15 protein-coding genes and 1 other RNA gene are annotated in these 16,940 nt (G+C 63.8%); 14 read left to right on the top strand and 2 right to left on the bottom strand.

Going from position 1 to position 16,940, the window contains the following annotated elements; genetic code table 11:
- Positions 1-10: 10 nt before the first annotated feature.
- Positions 11-3,643: a hydantoinase B/oxoprolinase family protein gene (locus LB526_RS04020; RefSeq protein WP_224626265.1), complete on the bottom strand. Its 3,633-nt coding sequence runs from the start codon at positions 3,641-3,643 to the stop codon at positions 11-13.
- 174 nt (positions 3,644-3,817) lie between these two features.
- On the opposite strand from LB526_RS04020, the gene LB526_RS04015 reads away from it, so the two are divergent.
- The 7 genes from LB526_RS04015 to LB526_RS03985 all read left to right on the top strand — a co-directional run bounded on the left by LB526_RS04015 (position 3,818) and on the right by LB526_RS03985 (position 7,789).
- Entirely contained in the window at positions 3,818-4,030 is a 213-nt protein-coding gene (locus tag LB526_RS04015; protein WP_095768981.1) for a hypothetical protein, read from the top strand.
- Between the two features lie 131 nt (positions 4,031-4,161).
- The gene (locus LB526_RS04010; protein ID WP_224522878.1) at positions 4,162-4,881 is read left to right on the top strand and encodes a J domain-containing protein; all 720 of its coding nucleotides are present in this window, start codon (positions 4,162-4,164) and stop codon (positions 4,879-4,881) included.
- Complete coding sequence (locus LB526_RS04005) at positions 4,878-5,645, top strand: N-acetylmuramoyl-L-alanine amidase (RefSeq protein WP_224522877.1); 768 nt, start codon at positions 4,878-4,880, stop codon at positions 5,643-5,645. The genes LB526_RS04010 and LB526_RS04005 overlap by 4 nt, the downstream gene beginning before the upstream one ends.
- Before the next feature lie 185 nt (positions 5,646-5,830).
- Positions 5,831-6,532, top strand: a complete 702-nt coding sequence (locus LB526_RS04000) for a lytic transglycosylase domain-containing protein (protein WP_224522876.1) — start codon at positions 5,831-5,833, stop codon at positions 6,530-6,532.
- A 136-nt stretch (positions 6,533-6,668) separates the two neighbouring features.
- An RNA gene (gene rnpB / locus LB526_RS03995) (RNase P RNA component class A) lies at positions 6,669-7,065 on the top strand.
- A gap of 155 nt (positions 7,066-7,220) precedes the next feature.
- Positions 7,221-7,496 carry a type II toxin-antitoxin system ParD family antitoxin gene (locus tag LB526_RS03990; protein ID WP_224522875.1) on the top strand — a complete coding sequence of 92 codons (276 nt, stop codon included), beginning with the start codon at positions 7,221-7,223 and terminating at the stop codon, positions 7,494-7,496.
- On the top strand, positions 7,493-7,789 hold the full coding sequence (locus LB526_RS03985; RefSeq protein ID WP_224522874.1) for a type II toxin-antitoxin system RelE/ParE family toxin: 297 nt from the start codon (positions 7,493-7,495) through the stop codon (positions 7,787-7,789). Before LB526_RS03990 ends, LB526_RS03985 begins: the two co-directional genes overlap by 4 nt.
- A gap of 5 nt (positions 7,790-7,794) precedes the next feature.
- Here LB526_RS03985 and LB526_RS03980 read toward each other — a convergent pair whose 3' ends face one another.
- Entirely contained in the window at positions 7,795-8,910 is a 1,116-nt protein-coding gene (locus tag LB526_RS03980) for a cystathionine gamma-lyase (RefSeq protein WP_224522873.1), read from the bottom strand.
- A 388-nt stretch (positions 8,911-9,298) separates the two neighbouring features.
- Between LB526_RS03980 and mraZ the strand changes: the two genes are divergently transcribed.
- The 7 genes from mraZ to mraY are packed head-to-tail and all read left to right on the top strand — an operon-like array spanning position 9,299 to position 16,935.
- Complete coding sequence (gene mraZ / locus LB526_RS03975; RefSeq protein WP_140839693.1) at positions 9,299-9,757, top strand: division/cell wall cluster transcriptional repressor MraZ; 459 nt, start codon at positions 9,299-9,301, stop codon at positions 9,755-9,757.
- On the top strand, positions 9,754-10,770 hold the full coding sequence (rsmH, locus tag LB526_RS03970; protein WP_224522872.1) for a 16S rRNA (cytosine(1402)-N(4))-methyltransferase RsmH: 1,017 nt from the start codon (positions 9,754-9,756) through the stop codon (positions 10,768-10,770). Before mraZ ends, rsmH begins: the two co-directional genes overlap by 4 nt.
- Positions 10,771-10,774: 4 nt before the next feature.
- Positions 10,775-11,170: a hypothetical protein gene (locus LB526_RS03965; RefSeq protein WP_095768987.1), complete on the top strand. Its 396-nt coding sequence runs from the start codon at positions 10,775-10,777 to the stop codon at positions 11,168-11,170.
- Positions 11,167-12,888 carry a peptidoglycan D,D-transpeptidase FtsI family protein gene (locus LB526_RS03960; RefSeq protein WP_224522871.1) on the top strand — a complete coding sequence of 574 codons (1,722 nt, stop codon included), beginning with the start codon at positions 11,167-11,169 and terminating at the stop codon, positions 12,886-12,888. The genes LB526_RS03965 and LB526_RS03960 overlap by 4 nt, the downstream gene beginning before the upstream one ends.
- Positions 12,889-12,942: 54 nt before the next feature.
- Positions 12,943-14,397, top strand: a complete 1,455-nt coding sequence (locus LB526_RS03955) for a UDP-N-acetylmuramoyl-L-alanyl-D-glutamate--2,6-diaminopimelate ligase (protein WP_224522870.1) — start codon at positions 12,943-12,945, stop codon at positions 14,395-14,397.
- Positions 14,394-15,827: a UDP-N-acetylmuramoylalanyl-D-glutamyl-2,6-diaminopimelate--D-alanyl-D-alanine ligase gene (locus LB526_RS03950; RefSeq protein WP_095768990.1), complete on the top strand. Its 1,434-nt coding sequence runs from the start codon at positions 14,394-14,396 to the stop codon at positions 15,825-15,827. Before LB526_RS03955 ends, LB526_RS03950 begins: the two co-directional genes overlap by 4 nt.
- A 25-nt stretch (positions 15,828-15,852) precedes the next feature.
- Positions 15,853-16,935, top strand: a complete 1,083-nt coding sequence (gene mraY, locus LB526_RS03945) for a phospho-N-acetylmuramoyl-pentapeptide-transferase (RefSeq protein WP_095768991.1) — start codon at positions 15,853-15,855, stop codon at positions 16,933-16,935.
- Positions 16,936-16,940 lie beyond the last annotated feature (5 nt).

Here is a 16,940-nt window from a genome sequence, read left to right as displayed (position 1 = left end):
GACGCTGTTTTTACGCTTTTCCGAACGCTCCGGGTGTCGGCGTGGTGACGATGACGGCCTCGCCGGCATCGAGCGTGGTCTGGTCGCAGGCCTTCAGGACGTCGACCGAGCCGTCATTGCGCCTGACCTTGGTCGAGCCGGCCTCGCCGTCGCCGCCGCCTTCGAGGCCCTGGGGCGGCCGGTTGCGGTGCGACGACAGGATCGCGCATTCCATCTTTTCGAGGAAGCGGATGGTGCGCCTGGTGCCGTCGCCGGCGTTCCACTTGCCCTTGCCGCCGGAGCCTTCGCGGATATGGAAGTCTTCCAGCACGACGGGGAAGCGCAGTTCCAGCACCTCGGGGTCGGTAAGGCGCGAATTGGTCATGTGGGTATGGACGCCGGACGTTCCGGCGAAGCCGCGCCCGGAATTCATCCGGCCCGCCGGCGAGCCGGAGCAGATCGTCTCGTAATACTGGTATTTCCTGTTGCCGAAGGTGAGGTTGTTCATCGTGCCTTGGGCGTTGGCCATCGCGCCCATCGCGCCGAACAGCGCGTTGGTGACATGCTGCGAGGTCTCGACATTGCCAGCGACGACCGCCGCCGGATAGGACGGTTTGAGCATGCAGCCATCCGGAATAACGATGTTGATCGGCCTGAGGCATCCGGCGTTCATCGGGATCATGTCCTCGACCATGACGCGGAAGGCATAAAGCACCGCGGCGCGGGCGACGGGCTCCGGCGCGTTGAAATTGTTCTTCATGACAGGCGAGGTGCCGGTGAAATCGACCGTCGCCTCGCGCTTTTGGCGGTCGACGGTGATCTTCACCTTGATCACCTGGCCGGTGTCGGTGGGGTATTCATAAGCCGCGCTGTCGGGGAGCCGCTCGATCACGCGGCGCACGCTTTCGGCGGCATTGTCCTGGACATGGCCCATATAGGCCTCGACCACATCGAGGCCGAAATGCGCGACCATCTTGCGCAGCTCCGCCACGCCCTTTTCGTTGGCGGCGATCTGCGCCTTGAGGTCGGCGATGTTCTGGACGGGATTGCGCGCCGGATAAGGATGGTCGGTAAGCAGCGTCTCCAACTCCTTCTCACGGAAGCGGCCGCGGTCGACGATGCGGAAATTGTCGAACAGCACGCCTTCCTCATCGACCGTTGTCGCAAGCGGCGTCATCGAGCCCGGCGCGGTGCCGCCGACATCGGCGTGATGGCCGCGCGAGGCCGCCCAGAACAGGATTTCCTTGCGGGCGTCGTCAAACACCGGCGTCACCACGGTGATGTCGGGCAAATGCGTGCCGCCATTATAGGGCGCGTTGAGCGCGAAGACGTCGCCGGGATGGATATCGCCGGAGTTCAAGCGGATGATTGTCTCCACCGAACGGTCCATTGAACCCAGATGCACCGGCATATGCGGCGCGTTGGCGACCAGCGCGCCATGACGGTCGAACACGGCGCAGGAGAAGTCGAGCCGTTCCTTGATGTTGACCGAATAGGCGGTGTTCTGCAGCGTCACGCCCATCTGTTCGGCGATCGACATGAAGAGATTGTTGAAGACTTCCAGCATCACCGGATCGGCCTCGGTGCCGAGTGCCGCGGCACGCGCCTTTCTTTCTGTCCGGCGTATTACGACGTGATTGAGACCGGTGATTTCGGCGCGCCAGCCCGGCTCGACGACGATGGTCTGGTTCGGCTCGATGATAAGCGCGGGCCCGGCGACCGTGTGGGACGGCCGCAGGCCTTCGCGGCGATAGACGCCGGCCTCGTGCCAGCGGCCTTCGGTGTAGATGCGCCGGCTTTCCAAGGGTTTGGCGTCAATTCCTGCCGGTCCGGCGAGCGCCGGGGCTTCAGCCTTGTCCTGTCGGGCGACTTCCATGCCTTCGACGGCGACGGTCTCGACGACGATCGGCTTATCGTCATAGACGAAACCGAACTGCGCCTTGTGCGCGGCCTCGAAATCGCTTCTGGCGCGGAAGATCGAGCCATGCTCGAAATTCACCGGCAGCGCCGTATCGGTGCCGTCATAGCGGATATGCAGGACAGGCCTCGTTGAAACCGCGTCCCCGGCAATGCCTTGCTCGCCGAGCTCGGCAATGACGTCGCCGCGCAGTGCCGCGATGAGTGCCTCGATCGCCGCGCGGGATTCTTCGGCAAGCGGCTGCAGCAGACCCTGTTGGCGCGAGGCGAAGACCGACGAGAGGCCGATGCCGTAAGCCGAGAGAAGGCCGGAGAAGGGATGGATGAGCACCGCCTCCATGCCGAGCGCATCGGCGACCAGGCAGGCGTGCTGGCCGCCGGCGCCGCCAAAACAGTTCAAAAGATATTCAGTGACGTCATAGCCGCGCTGCACCGAGATCTTCTTGATGGCGTTGGCCATGTTCTCGACGGCGATGGTGACAAAGCCTTCGGCGACCGCCTCGGGCGTCCGGCCGTCGCCGATTTCGGCGGCAAGCGCCGCGAATTTTTCGCTAACCGTGCCGATGTCGAGCGCTTGGTCTTGGCCCGCGCCGAAAATCGCCGGAAAGAAATCGGGCTGCAATTTGCCGAGCATGACATTGGCATCGGTGACGGCGAGGGGGCCGCCGCGCCGGTAGGCGGCAGGCCCGGGATTGGCGCCGGCAGAATCCGGGCCGACGCGGAAGCGGCCCGCCTCATAGTGCAGGATCGAGCCGCCGCCGGCGGCGACGGTGTGGATGCGCATCATCGGCGCGCGGATGCGAACGCCGGCGACCTCGGTGTCGAAGGCGCGCTCATATTCGCCGTCATAGTGGGCGACGTCGGTCGACGTACCGCCCATGTCGAAGCCGATGACCTTTTCGAAGCCGGCGAGCTTCGCCGTCTCGACCATGCCGACGACGCCACCCGCCGGTCCCGAAAGCAGCGCGTCCTTGCCCTGGAACATGTCGGCGGCGGTGAGGCCGCCCGACGACATCATGAACATCAGGCGCGGTCCGGCGCCCAGTTCGCCGGCCACCCGCTGCACATAGCGCGACAGGATCGGCGACAGATAGGCGTCGACCACCGTGGTGTCGCCGCGGCCGACCAGCTTGATGAGCGGAGAGACCTCGTGAGAGACCGAGATCTGGCTGAAGCCGATCTTGCGGCAGACTTTCGCCACGGCCTTTTCGTGGTCCGGGTATTTCCAGGCGTGCATGAAGACGATGGCGACCGCGTCGATGCCGTCGGCCTTCGCCTGCTCGATCGCTGGGCGGCAGGCCGCGATGTCGAGCAGGCGCTCGACGCAGCCGTCGGCGCGCACGCGTTCATTGATCTCGATCACCCGCTCGTAGAGCTGCTCCGGCAGGATGATCTCCTTGGCGAAGATATCCGGCCTTGCCTGATAGGCGATGCGCAAAGCGTCGCGGAACCCCTTGGTGATGAGCAGCAGCACACGGTCGCCCTTGCGCTCGAGCAGCGCATTGGTGGCTACGGTCGTGCCCATTTTGACGTCGCCGATCGCGTCGGCGGAGATGGCGGCGCCGGTTTTCAGGCCCAACAGGTCGCGGATGCCCTGGATGGCGGCATCCGCATACGCCTCGGGATTTTCGGACAGGAGTTTTCGGGGGTGCAGCCGGCCCCGCGGATCACGGCCGATGACGTCGGTAAAGGTGCCGCCGCGGTCGATCCAGAAGTCCCATTTCCCAGTTCCCACGGCTGCCGGCATTCTGCTTATCCATAATCTCTTTGGCGTATGTTGTGTTAGTTCGGGATTTCGGCGCCAGCAATCGCTAGTTGATGTTACACGTGGAAATGCAACGTTACGAAACCGGCAGCTGGCTGATGCATTTCCCCTGCGACCGCTCACCGAAATGTGAGCGTCTGTCGAAGGAGAGATAGCATGAAGAAGCTCATTCTGGCGTCTGTTTCGGCGCTCGCCCTGCTGGGGGTCGCGGCTTGTAGCGACAGTGGCACCGGCACTGACAATACCACCACCCAGAGCACCAATCCGCCGGCCAACGAACAGCCGATGAAACCGGCTTCGCCCGACGCTTCGAAGCCTGCTGAACCGGCTCCGGCAACAAAACCGGCTCCTACCGCGCCTGCGCAGTAAGGGCCGTCCCACAATCGAAGAAGGCCGGCACTGCCGGCCTTCTTTTTGCGCCGTCGATCCCGCGCATCGCCGGTCAACTGCGGCATCGTCCCGGCTTGATAGAACCGCCCGGTTCGCTCTATGAAGCCGACATGTCGATTTGGGACCGCCTTGGCGACTTCATCGCTCGTGTTTCGTCGTCGGCGTCCTCGGGTGTCGCGGACGTCGTTGAAGCTGTGCGCACCGTGTTTTCCGGCGATCCGGACTTGCGCCGGCGCGTAGCCTTTTCGGTGGCGATGATCGCGCTCTCGGCCAAGATGGCCAAGGCCGACGGCATCGTCACGCAGGACGAGGTGCGCGCCTTCCAGGAAATCTTCGAGGTGCCGCCGAGCGAGACGCGCAATGTGGCGCGGCTTTACGACATCGCCAAGCAGGACGTCGCCGGGTTCGAGACCTACGCCCGGCGCATGGCGCAACTCTGCGGTTCCGGCCATGCCAACTGCATGATGCTGGAAGACATACTCGACGGCCTATTCCATATCGCCAAGGCTGACGGCCTGATCCATGAGCGGGAAGGGCAGTTCCTGCATCGGATTGCGGAGATCTTCCGGATCGATGAGGCGCATTACGAGACGATCCTGTCGCGGCACGTCAATCTCGGCGCCGCCGATCCTTACGTCGTGCTGGGCATCGAGCGCGGCAAGCCGTTCGAGGAAATCAGGAAGCGCTACCGCAAGCTGATCTCGGACAATCATCCCGACAGGTTGATCGCACGCGGCTTGCCGCAAGAATTCATCAAGATCGCCACGACCAGGGTCGCGGCGATCAATGCCGCCTATGAAATGATCGAGCGGGGCCTCAGGCACGCATGAGCGGTTTCCTGCCCGACCAGCCAGGTGCCGAGGTCCGGGTGTCGCCGAATTTCGGTCCGCGCCGCGAGACGCTGCGGCCCGACATGATCGTGCTGCACTATACCGGCATGGCAACCGGCGCCGGCGCCGAGGCGTGGCTGTGCGATCCAGCAAGTGAAGTGTCCTCGCATTATCTTGTCCACGAAGATGGCCGCATCATCCAGATGGTGCGCGAGAGCGATCGCGCCTGGCATGCCGGCAAGAGCTCCTGGCTCGGGCGCACCGACATCAATTCCTGCTCGGTCGGCATCGAGATCGTCAATCCCGGGCATTCACTGGGCTACAAGGCCTTCCCGAGGCGGCAGATCGATGCCGTGATCGATTTGTGCGCGGGCATCGTGGGCCGTTATTCCATCCCAGCGACAAGGGTGCTTGCCCATTCCGACGTGGCGCCGGGCCGCAAGGTCGACCCGGGCGAAAAATTTCCGTGGAAGGTTCTGTTCGCGGCCGGTATCGGTCACCTCGTACCGGCGGCGCCGATAAAACCGGGCGCCGCGTTGAAGGCCGGCGACACCGGCTCCGACGTCGAGGCGCTGCAGTCGATGCTGGCGCTCTATGGCTATGGTATTGAGATATCGGGTATTTACGACCGGCAGACGGAAATCGCGGTGGCGGCGTTCCAGCGGCATTTCCGGCGGCGGCTGGTGGATGGCGTGGCCGACAATTCGACGATCCGCACGCTGCAGAGGCTCCTGACTTCCGTCGCGGCAGCCTCTGCCAAATAGTCGCGATAAGGTCATTAAATTACAACCTGTTATTTAAAGTGAATTGCGCCGCCTTCATTGCCGCCAATTCCGCCGCCAAATGCCTCTCCCGCAAGTTGTTGGACGTCTAGCCCCTCTGATGCTCCGATGTTGAATTGACACAACTGCGCGAAGTTCTTCACGCGGTTCTAACAGAACAGGATTACATGCAGAAATTGACCGTTGTAGCGGCAGCCGTTGCTGCCGGAGTAATAAGCTTTGCCTTCAGTCCGGCAAACAGCGCCCCCTTAAGCCTCAGGGCAGACAATGGCCTTGCCGTCGCCCCTACGACCAAGGCTGCCCCGGCGAACAAAGCGCCAAAGATCAAGAGAGCCCCGGCTAAGGTGCAGAAGGCCGCCGCGACCAGGGCGGCGAAATCGACGGCCAAGCGCGCCAAGCGCGTCAGAAAGACGATCGATCTCACCCCGACAGCCTCGATCCCCACGGGCAAGATCGCTCTGGCGACATCCGCTGCACCCGGCGGCGGCCAGTATTCGTCGATCATTGCCCGCTATGCCGCGAGCTACGGCGTGCCGGTGTCCCTGGCCAGCGCCGTCATCAAGATCGAAAGCAACTACCGGCCGAACCTGGTCGGCAGCGCCGGCGAGATCGGCCTGATGCAGATCAAGCCGGCCACGGCGCGCATGATGGGTTACACTGGTTCGGCCAAGGGACTGTTCGATCCCGACACCAATATCAAATACGGCATGAAGTACCTCGCCATGGCGCAGGGTCTCGGCGGTGGCACCACCTGCGGCACGATCCTGAAATACAATGCCGGCCACGGCGCGACGCGGATGAATCCGATTTCGGCTGCCTATTGCAGCAAGGTGAAGGTGCAGATGGCAGCGCTGGGTTCGCCGGCCTAAGCCTGTCCGGCGAAGCGGATTTGGGCGACGCGTGTCTGTTTCAAGCGCGTCGTTGTCCCAAACCGCTGCGCATTTGGGGGACGGCAACAGCTTTTTCGTTTGCGTTTTCAGGCGGGAATCCCTTTATACGCCCTTGTCAGCTGGCCGGGCGGCCGCGCCCGCGCGTGCCGAAAGGTTGCGGGTGAGGAAAGTCCGGGCTCCATGGAGACACGGTGCCGGCTAACGGCCGGCGGGGGCAACCCCAGGGAAAGTGCCACAGAAAGCAAACCGCCGCGGCTTCGGCCACGGCAAGGGTGAAAGGGTGGGGTAAGAGCCCACCGCGCGACTGGCAACAGAAGCGGCAGGGCAAACCCCACCGGGAGCAAAACCGAATAGGGGCGGTGCGAGGGGAAACCTTCGAGGGCTGTTTCCGGCCCACCGTCCGGGTAGGTTGCGTGAGGCGCGTGGCAACATGCGCCCAAGATGAATGGCCGCCACGTTCTCGCCGCGAGGCGAGGGCCATACAGAACCCGGCTTACAGGCCAGCTGGCATTTTTCTCGTAGCGATAGCTGAACGGGATCGGGAGGTTACGCCGACAGGCGTATCTTCCGATTCAAGCATTCTGCAAGACAGCTTCCGCGGCGTGGTCGAACCTGTCCTTGAGCTGGTGCGATTAAATCGTACCACACGGAAGAGCAGGAGTGCATCATGAGCCAGGTGGGTAAACGCAGTATCACGCTTTCACCGGAACTGGCGGCCGCGGTCGACGATGTCGTCGCGGCGGGCGAATACGCCTCGGCCAGCGAGGTGATCCGCGATGCGCTCAGGCAATGGAAGGAGCGGCGCGACTTGTTCGGCTACAGCGTCGAAGAGCTGCGGAAACTGGTGCAGGAGGGGATCGACAGCGGGCCCGGCCGGTTCGAATCTATGGAAGAGATCAAAGCTGAGGCGCGCAAGCGATTTCGGTCTGGCGGAGCGGTATGACACTTGCTGCGCATCGTTCGAACTTCGTACGCCGAAGAGGATTTGATTGCATCTGGCAATATGTTGCGCGTGATAGCGAAGCCGCAGTGGACCGACTGCTCGATCGCATCGAAAACCGTTGGCAACTCGCCATCTATCCGTCATCTGGTCCCTTACGCGACGATATCACTCCGGGCATTCGCCATCTCATCGTCGGCGAATATCTAACCTTTTACCGCATTGGAGAGGATGCGATCGAAATCCGCGTGCTGCACGGCCGGCGCAAGATCGAGGCTGACGATCTGATTAAGTAGGCGGACTAGGCGCCGATCTTGTCCAGAGATTCCTCGATCGCCTGCCAAAGCTCCTCGACCGGCTCGCAGCCGATGGCCAGGCGAACGAAGCCCGGCGGAACGGCGTCGCCGCGTTTCGAGCGCCGCTCGGCCGATGTGTGCACGCCGCCGAAGGACGTTGCCGATTCGATCAGCGCGCAACCGTCGATGAACGCCTCTGCCTGTTCTTCGGAGGCCAGTTCGAAGGAAATCAGGAAGCCGAAGCGCTCCATCTGAGCGCGCGCCAGATTGTGCGAGGCATCGCCCTCGAGCCCCGGAAAGCGCAGGCCGCTGACGGCGCAATGACCCTTCAGCCGCCGCGCGATGGTTTCAGCCGACGAACACATGCGATCGAAGCGCACTTCCAGCGTTTCGAGGCCGCGATGAACGAGCCATGCTTCGAACGGACCGGGGATGCCGCCGGCCGTCTCGCGCCAATCCTTCACCCTGGCGACAATGTCGGGATCGCGGCTGGCGACATGGCCGAAGAGAACGTCCGAATGGCCATTGATCGCCTTGGTGTCGGCCGAGACCACGATGTCGGCGCCAAGATCGAGCGGGCGCTGGCCGAAGGGCGTCATCGTCGTGTTGTCGACGATCAGGGTTCCGCCCTGCGCATGGACGGCGTTGGCGACGGCGGCGATGTCGCAAATGTCCAGTCGCGGGTTCGACGGACTTTCAACGAAAACCGCCCGGTAGCCGGCGAAGCCGCCATCGAGCATGCTTGCCGTCGGCCTCACGTCATAAGCGACGCCGAGCGGTTTCAGAAAACGTTCGGCCAAGGCCCGCGTCGTGTGATAACCGTCCGACGGCAAGAGGATACGGTCGCCCGATCTGACGAGCGCGAAGAAAGCCGCGGAAATCGCTGCCATTCCCGACGGAAAAATAATGCATTGCGCCCCTTCCAGATGGCCGAGCGCATGCTCGACTGCATGCCAGGTCGGATTACTGAAGCGGCCATATTGATCGAAACCCGTCGCGTCGCCCGGTGCGTGGAAGATCGAGGCCATGGTCAGCGGCAAGGGAATGGGATCACCCTTGGCGAAATCGGCGCTGCGCAAATGGGCAAGTGTCGCGGCGCGTGACTTCGCAGTGTCGGACATCGGCTCGATCCCTTGGGCAGAAAACTTCAACCGACGCTATGCGCGCCGGCTGTGCGCGGCAAGCTGGGTCTTTTTGGGCCAGAGGGTTCTAAACGCTTCGTTAGGCTTAATGGACGATAAAGACGAGACGTGTCTTCAGCCTGCGCTTTCTGGTTGTGGCGCGTTTGTTTGTGATGCCTGTTCCCGTTGACGCCCATAGTGCCCCATGATATCCCATTCAGATCAAGCTTTCGTTCCGCGTCAGGGTGAAGCGTACGCCAATCGGGCAGCCGCGGCGGCTGCGCGTTTGTCGGTTTTCGCCCCGGTGAATGAAGCGATTTGCCGCAAATGCGGCAGGGCGCGGAGAACAACATGAGGGGTGCAGCGGCAACAGCGGCTGTAGCGTTTATTGGACCGGTTTCTGTCAAACACGGTGAGCAAGATCGATGCGAAGGGGCGGGTGTCCGTTCCGGCGCATTTTCGCGCCGTGGTGCAAAAACGCGGCTATTCGGAACTCTACGCGCTACGCTGCCTGGATCTGCCGGCCATGGATGTCGGCGGGCTCGACCTGCTCGACCGCTACGAGCAGCGGATCGCGCTGGAGGATCCCTTTCTGCAGACGGCGGACGACATGTCGTTCTTTTGCCATGGCGACGGGACATTTCTGAAGCTCGACCAGGACGGCCGCATCACCATGACCGATTTCATCCGCGAGCATACGGGCATCTCGAACGAGGTGGCCTTTGTCGGTCGCGGCAATTTCTTTCAAGTCTGGGAGCCCGGACGGCTTGCCGCCTATGGGGCGCAGGCGCGGGCCAGGCTTTTGCAGCTTCGGCAGGGGACGAAGCCCGGGGAGCGATCGGAATGATGGCTGGCCACGGCGATGACCCTCACGCCGTTGGCGGACCGGCCCGTCACATTCCGGTCCTCCTTGCCGAGGTGCTCGACGCGCTTGCGCCGAAGGCCGGCGAGACAGTCGTCGACGGGACATTCGGCGCCGGCGGCTACACCAGCGCCATCCTCGAGCGCGGCGCCTCCGTCGTTGCCATCGACCGCGACCCGGACGCGATCGGGGCGGGCAGGGCGCTCGAACGACAGTCCGGCGGCAGGCTGAGGCTCGTCCAGGCACCGTTCTCAACGCTGGACGAGCATGTCGAGGGCGCCGACGGCGTGGTGCTCGACATCGGCGTTTCCTCGATGCAACTCGACCAGGCGGAGCGGGGCTTTTCCTTTCGCGCCGACGGGCCACTCGACATGCGCATGGCGCAGGCGGGTCTGTCCGCCGCCGACGTCGTCAACACCTTCAAGGGGGGCGACCTTGCCCGCATCTTCGGCTTTCTCGGCGAGGAGCGCCATGCCGGCCGCATCGCGCGCATGATCGAGAGCCGTCGCGAGAAGAAGCCCTTCGAACGCACGCTCGATCTCGCCGACGCCATCGAAACCCATATCGGACGCGGGCCGAAGGACAAGATCCATCCGGCCACGCGTGTCTTCCAGGCGCTGCGCATATTCGTCAATGACGAGCTTGGCGAGCTCGCAAGGGCGCTGCTGGCTGCCGAGCGGGCGCTGAAGCCCGGCGGACGGCTAGCCGTGGTGACGTTCCATTCGCTGGAAGACCGCATCGTCAAGCGCTTCATCGCCGACCGCTCCGAGGCGGCCAGCGGCTCGCGGCACATGCCTGACGCGCCCGTGCGCATTGCGACCTTCCGCAAGGCCGGCGGCGGCGTGACGGCGGGAGAGGCCGAGCTGGACGCCAACCCGCGGGCGCGCTCGGCCAGGCTGCGCGCCGCGATCCGCACCGAGGCGCCGGCGCGCGCCGGCGATTTTTCGATTTTCGGCCTTCCAAAGCTTCCCGCCGTCGAGCGGCCGGGGGAGAGGTGAGCACGTGTTTCGTACCAGCGACATAGTCCTGATCGCCGTCATGGTCTCGGCCGCGGCGCTGACCTACAAAACGAAGCGCGAAGCCGAAGAGCAACAGGCGGCCGTGCAGAAGATCCAGGCGCAGATCCACTACGAGGAAGAGACCATCGATCTCCTCAAGGCGGACTGGAGCCTGCTCACTCAGCCGTCGCGACTGCAGAAGCTTGCCGACGTCTATAAGAGCCAGCTCGGGCTCGAACCGGTCAACGCGCACCAGATCGGCGGGCTCGACGACATTCCGGTGAAACCCGTGACCATCGAAGACCTCTCCTCGCAGCAGCTTGGCGGCATGGCCGACAATTCGGGCAAGGAGCCCTCGGACGGCAAGGATCCGGTGGTCACCGGGAGCACCGTTCAATGATCGGCCTTCCAAGGATCGGCGGCCTGCTGACGCGCCGGAAGAAGCAGGTTGAGGACGGCTCGATCGTCGTCGACGCCGCCCGCAAGGCGACTGGCGGCAAGGCCAAGACGCGCATCGTCATGACCATGGCGGTGTTCTTCACCATCTATTCGACAATCGCCGGCAGGCTCGTCTACCTCGGGCTGCAGAACCCCGATCTTTCGGGCGGCCCGGAGAACCGCGTCACTGCATCACGTCCGGATATCGTCGACCGCAATGGCGAGGTGCTGGCGACCGACATCAAGACCGCGTCGCTGTTTGCCGAGCCGCGCCGCATCGTCGACGCCGACGAAGCGATCGAGAGATTGTCGACCGTGCTGCCGGAGATCGACTACGAGCAGACCTATCGCAAGCTCAAGAGCGGCGCCGGCTTCGTCTGGTTGCAGCGCCAGCTGACGCCGAAGCAGCAGGCCGACATCCTGGCGCTGGGCGTTCCCGGCCTCGGCTTCCGCACCGAAAAGCGCCGCTTCTATCCGAGCGGCGAGACCTCGTCCTATATCGTCGGCCTCACCAACATCGACAACCAGGGCATCTCCGGCATGGAGAAGTATATCGACGAGCAGGGGCTGAGCGACCTGCAGGCGTCGGGGCTCGCCGTGGCCAAGGATCTCAAGCCGGTCAAGCTTTCGATCGATCTGCGCGTCCAGCATGTGGTGCGCGACGAGATCGCCGCCGGCCTGGAGCGCTATCGCGCCATCGGCGCCGGCGCCGTCGTGCTGAACATCAAGACCGGCGAAGTGATGGCCATGGCCTCGGTGCCGGATTTCGATCCGAACAATCCTTACAACGCCCAGGAAAAAGACCGGCTGAACCGCATGTCGGCCGGTCTTTACGAGATGGGCTCAACCTTCAAGAGCTTCACCTCGGCCATGGCGCTCGATTCCGGCAAAGCGACGATGGCGAGCCGCTTCGACGCGTCGCATCCGATCCGGGTCGGCCATCAGGCCATTCACGATTTCCACGGCAAGAACCGCGTGCTGTCGCTGCCGGAGGTGTTCCTCTTTTCGTCCAACATCGGGTCAGCCAGAGAAGCCGAGCTGGTCGGCATCGAGGGGCATCGCGAATTCCTGCACCGCCTCGGGATTCTGGACCGGATGCAGACCGAACTGCCGGAAGTCGCCCGCCCGACCGAACCCAAGGTCTGGAAACAGGTCAACTCGTTCACCATCGCCTTCGGTCATGGCGTGTCGACGACGCCCCTGCAGGCCGCCGTCGGCTGCGCGGCGCTGATGCAGGGCTATCTGATCGAGCCGACATTCCTGGTCCGTAGCGAGGAGGAGGCCATGGCGGTGGCCAAGAGAGTGGTCAGCGACAAGACGGTCGAAGGCATGCGCTACCTCTATACGCTCAACGCCGAGAAGGGCTCGGCCAGAAACGCCAGGGCCCCCGGCTACCGGGTCGGTGGAAAGACAGGAACGGCCGAGAAGGTCATCAATGGCCGCTACTCCAAGGAGTTGAACTTCAACACCTTCGTCGCCGCCTTCCCGATGGACGATCCGCAATTTCTGGTGTTCACGATCGCCGACGCTCCTCATCCGGAAAAGCCCGGGATGACCGACGTCGCCGCCAACAATGCGGGAGTTATGGCTGGCAATATCATCAGGCGTTCTGCGGCCATGCTTGGCGTGAAGCCAGATTTCAGCCATGAAAATGGTGCAACGCTGGTTTCCTATCAGTGATTCTTGGGGCGCGCCGGCAACTGCGCGCTATTTTGTTGCGGTGAACGGGACTCAATGCATCTAAAAGATCTAGCCGGCATCCTACCTGTTGAGGGAACAGCTTCCCCCGACCTGGAGGTGACCGGACTTTCCTCCGATTCCCGCGCGGTCAAGACCGGCGTCGTCTTCTTCGCGCTTGCCGGCAGCAAGGCGGACGGCTCGACCTATGCCGCCGATGCCGCGGCCCGCGGCGCGGCTGCGATCGTCACCGGCAAGGGCGTGAGCGTCTCCAGCCTGTCGATCCCGGTCCTTCCCGTCGATGATCCGCGCCTGGCGCTGGCGCTCAGCGCCGCGCGCTTCTTCGGACGCCAGCCGCAGACCATGGTCGCCGTTACCGGCACCGCCGGCAAGACATCCGTCGCCGCCTTCACCCGCCAGATCTGGGAGCAGGCGGGTTTTGCCGCCGCCTCGATCGGCACGACCGGCGTGGTGGCGCCCGGCCGCAACGAATATGGCTCGCTGACAACGCCCGATCCGGTGGCGCTGCACCGATTGCTCAAGGAACTGGCGGATGCGGGCGTCACCCACGCCTCGATGGAAGCCTCAAGCCACGGTCTCGACCAGCGCCGCCTCGACGGGGTGAAGCTCGCGGCCGGCGCTTTTACCAATCTCGGCCGCGACCATATGGATTACCATCCCACGGTCGAGGATTATCACCGCGCCAAGCTGCGCCTGTTCGACACGCTGCTGCCGAAGGGCGCGCCCGCTATCGTCTTTGCCGACGATCCGTGGTCGGAGCCGACCATCGAAGCCGCGAAAGCGGCGGGGCTGGAAGTGCTGACCGTGGGCCGTCATGGCGATTTCCTGACGCTGAAGCGGGTCGAGCATGAGCGGCATCGCCAGCGCGCCGAAATCGTGGCCGACGGCGTGCTGCACGAGGTCGAGCTGCCTTTGGCCGGTGATTTCCAGATCGCCAACGCGCTGGTCTCGGCCGGGCTTGCTATCGCGACTGGAACACCCGCGGGCAAAGCCTTGGCGGCATTGGAGAAATTGAAGGGCGCGCCGGGCCGACTCGACCTCGTCGGCGCCACCGCGGCCGGCGCTCCCGTTTATGTCGACTACGCCCACAAGCCCGATGCGCTAGAGAATGTCCTGAACTCGGTCCGGCCTTTCACCACGGGGCGCGTCGTCGTGGTGTTCGGCTGCGGCGGCGACCGCGACCGGGGAAAAAGGCCGATCATGGGCGAGATCGCGACCCGGCTCGCCGATGTCGTCATCGTCACCGACGACAACCCGCGCACGGAAGTGCCGGAAACCATCCGCGCGGCGATCCTCGCCGCGGCACCCGGCGCCATCGAGATCGGCGATCGCCGCAAGGCAATCCACGAGGCAGTGGCGATGCTTCGCGCCGGCGACACGCTCATCGTCGCCGGCAAGGGACATGAGGAAGGCCAGACCGTCGGCACCGAAACCTTCCACTTCTCCGACCATGAGGAAGTGCGCGAGGCGCTCAAGGAGCTCGCCGCATGAACCTGCTGTGGACGTCGGAAGCGCTGGTCGAAGCCATGGGCGGCAGGCCGATCGGCTTGCTGCCGGAGGGCATCACCGGCATTTCGATCGACAGCCGCAGCCTGGAGCCGGGAAATGCCTTCTTCGCCATCAAGGGCGAAGCGATGGACGGCCATGATTTCGCGACAGCGGCGGTCAAAGCCGGAGCGGCGGTGCTGGTCGTCGCCGAGGGCAAGCTGCCGTCGCTCGGCCGGCTGACGGCGCCGATGATCGTCGTGCAGGACGTGCTCGCAGCGCTTGAGAAGCTCGGCGTCGCGGCCCGCGTCCGCTCGAAGGCCAGGACCATCGCGGTCACGGGATCGGCCGGCAAGACGACCACCAAGGAAGCGCTACGGCATGTGCTGTCGGCGGTCGGCAAGGTGCACGCTTCTGCGCAGTCGTTCAACAACCATTGGGGCGTGCCGCTGACGCTGGCGCGCATGCCGCAGGACTGCGACTATGCCGTCTTCGAGATCGGCATGAACCATCCGGGCGAGATCCGGCCGCTGGTCAAGATGGTCAGGCCGCATGTCGCCATCGTGACGATCATTGCCGCCGCTCATCTCGGCTTCTTCAAGAATCTCGACGAGATTGCCATGGCCAAGGCCGAGATTTTCGAGGGGATCGAGCCAGGTGGCGCCGCGCTGCTCAACCGCGACGATCCACGCTGGAAGCTGCTCGGCAAAATGGCGAAAGAGGCGGGCGTCGAGCATGTCTTCGGCTTCGGCGAAAATGTCCGCTCGGCGTTCCGCCTTGTCGGCTGCGAGCTTCATGCCGACCATTCCGACATCGCCGTCAAGATCGGCAAGAAAGACCTGACGGCTCGTGTCGGGGCGCCCGGCCGCCATATCGTGCAGAACGTGCTGGCGGTGCTGGGCGCCGCGCAGTTGGTCGGCGCCGACCTCGACAAGGTCGCGGCAGCACTGGCAGATCTTTCGGCCGAGCGCGGGCGGGGCCGGCGCCATATTCTGCATCATCCCAACGGGCCGATCACGCTGATCGACGAGAGCTACAACGCCAATCCGGCGTCGATGGCGGCGGCAATGGCGCTGCTCAACGCCACGCCGGTCGCGGGCGAGGGCCGGCGCATCGCCGTGCTCGGCGACATGCTGGAGCTCGGCAGCCATTCGGCAGATCTCCACGCAGCGCTTGCCAAGCTGATCGTCGGCACGGGCACGCGCAACGTCTTTCTCGGCGGGCCGGAAATGCAGGCGCTGGCCGAGGCCCTGCCGTCAGACATTGCAACCGAGTATCGATCGGGAGCGGAAGAACTGAAGCCGATCGTGATCGCCGCGCTCAGGCCCGGCGACGTGGTGATGGTCAAGTCGTCGAAGGGCATCGGGTTTTCAAAGCTGGTCGAGGCATTGCTCGGCAAATTTCCGGCGGAAGCCACAAACATTAAGCCGGCCTAGGTCGGGCTCCGGGGACGGAAGGACCATGTTCACACTGCTCGTCGATTTCGCGGACAAGATCTCGTTCTTCAACGTCTTCCGCTACATCACTTTTCGTACAGGCGGCGCGCTGATCACGTCGGCGCTGATCGTCTTCATCTTTGGGCCGACGATCATCAATTCGCTGCGTCTGCGGCAAGGCAAGGGCCAGCCGATCCGCGCCGACGGCCCGCAGACGCATTTCAAGAAGGCCGGAACGCCGACCATGGGGGGGCTGATGATCCTGTCCGGCATCATCGGTTCGTCGCTCTTATGGGCAAACCTGTCCAGCATCTATGTCTGGGTCGTGTTGCTGGTCACCGTCGGCTTCGGCTCGATCGGCTTCTACGACGACTATCTCAAGGTCACCAAGCAGTCGCATCTGGGCTTCTCCGGCAAGGCTCGCCTGGCGATCGAGTTCGTCATCGCCGCCATCGCGGCCTGGGTGATCATGCATAACGGCCAGGCGCCGTTCTCGTCGTCGCTGACGTTCCCTTTCGCCAAAGAATTCCTGATCAATCTCGGCTGGTTCTTCGTGCCGTTCTCCTGCTTCGTCATCGTCGGCGCGGGCAATGCGGTGAACCTGACCGACGGTCTCGACGGTCTGGCGATCGTGCCGATCATGATCGCGGCGGCGTCCTTCGGCGTCATCGCCTATCTTTCGGGCAACGCGGTGTTCGCCGAATATCTGCAGATCCATTTCGTTCCCGGCACCGGCGAGCTCGCCGTCGTGCTCGGCGCGGTGATCGGCGCGGGCCTCGGCTTCCTTTGGTTCAACGCGCCGCCGGCCGCGATCTTCATGGGCGACACCGGCTCGCTGGCGATGGGCGGGCTGATCGGCACCATCGCGGTCGCCACCAAGCACGAGATCGTGCTGGTCATCGTCGGCGGCCTGTTCGTGGTCGAGATCCTGTCGGTCATCATCCAGGTCGGCTATTTCAAGATGACCGGCAAGCGCGTCTTCCTGATGGCGCCGATCCATCACCATTTCGAAAAGCTCGGCTGGACCGAAAGCCAGGTGGTGATACGCTTCTGGATCATTGCCGTCATCCTGGCGCTGGTCGGCCTGTCCACCCTCAAGCTCAGATAGGACTC

Source organism: Mesorhizobium sp. CA6 (assembly GCF_020165035.1).
Lineage (GTDB): Bacteria > Pseudomonadota > Alphaproteobacteria > Rhizobiales > Rhizobiaceae > Mesorhizobium.
This window is presented reverse-complemented; position numbering and strand designations above follow the sequence as displayed.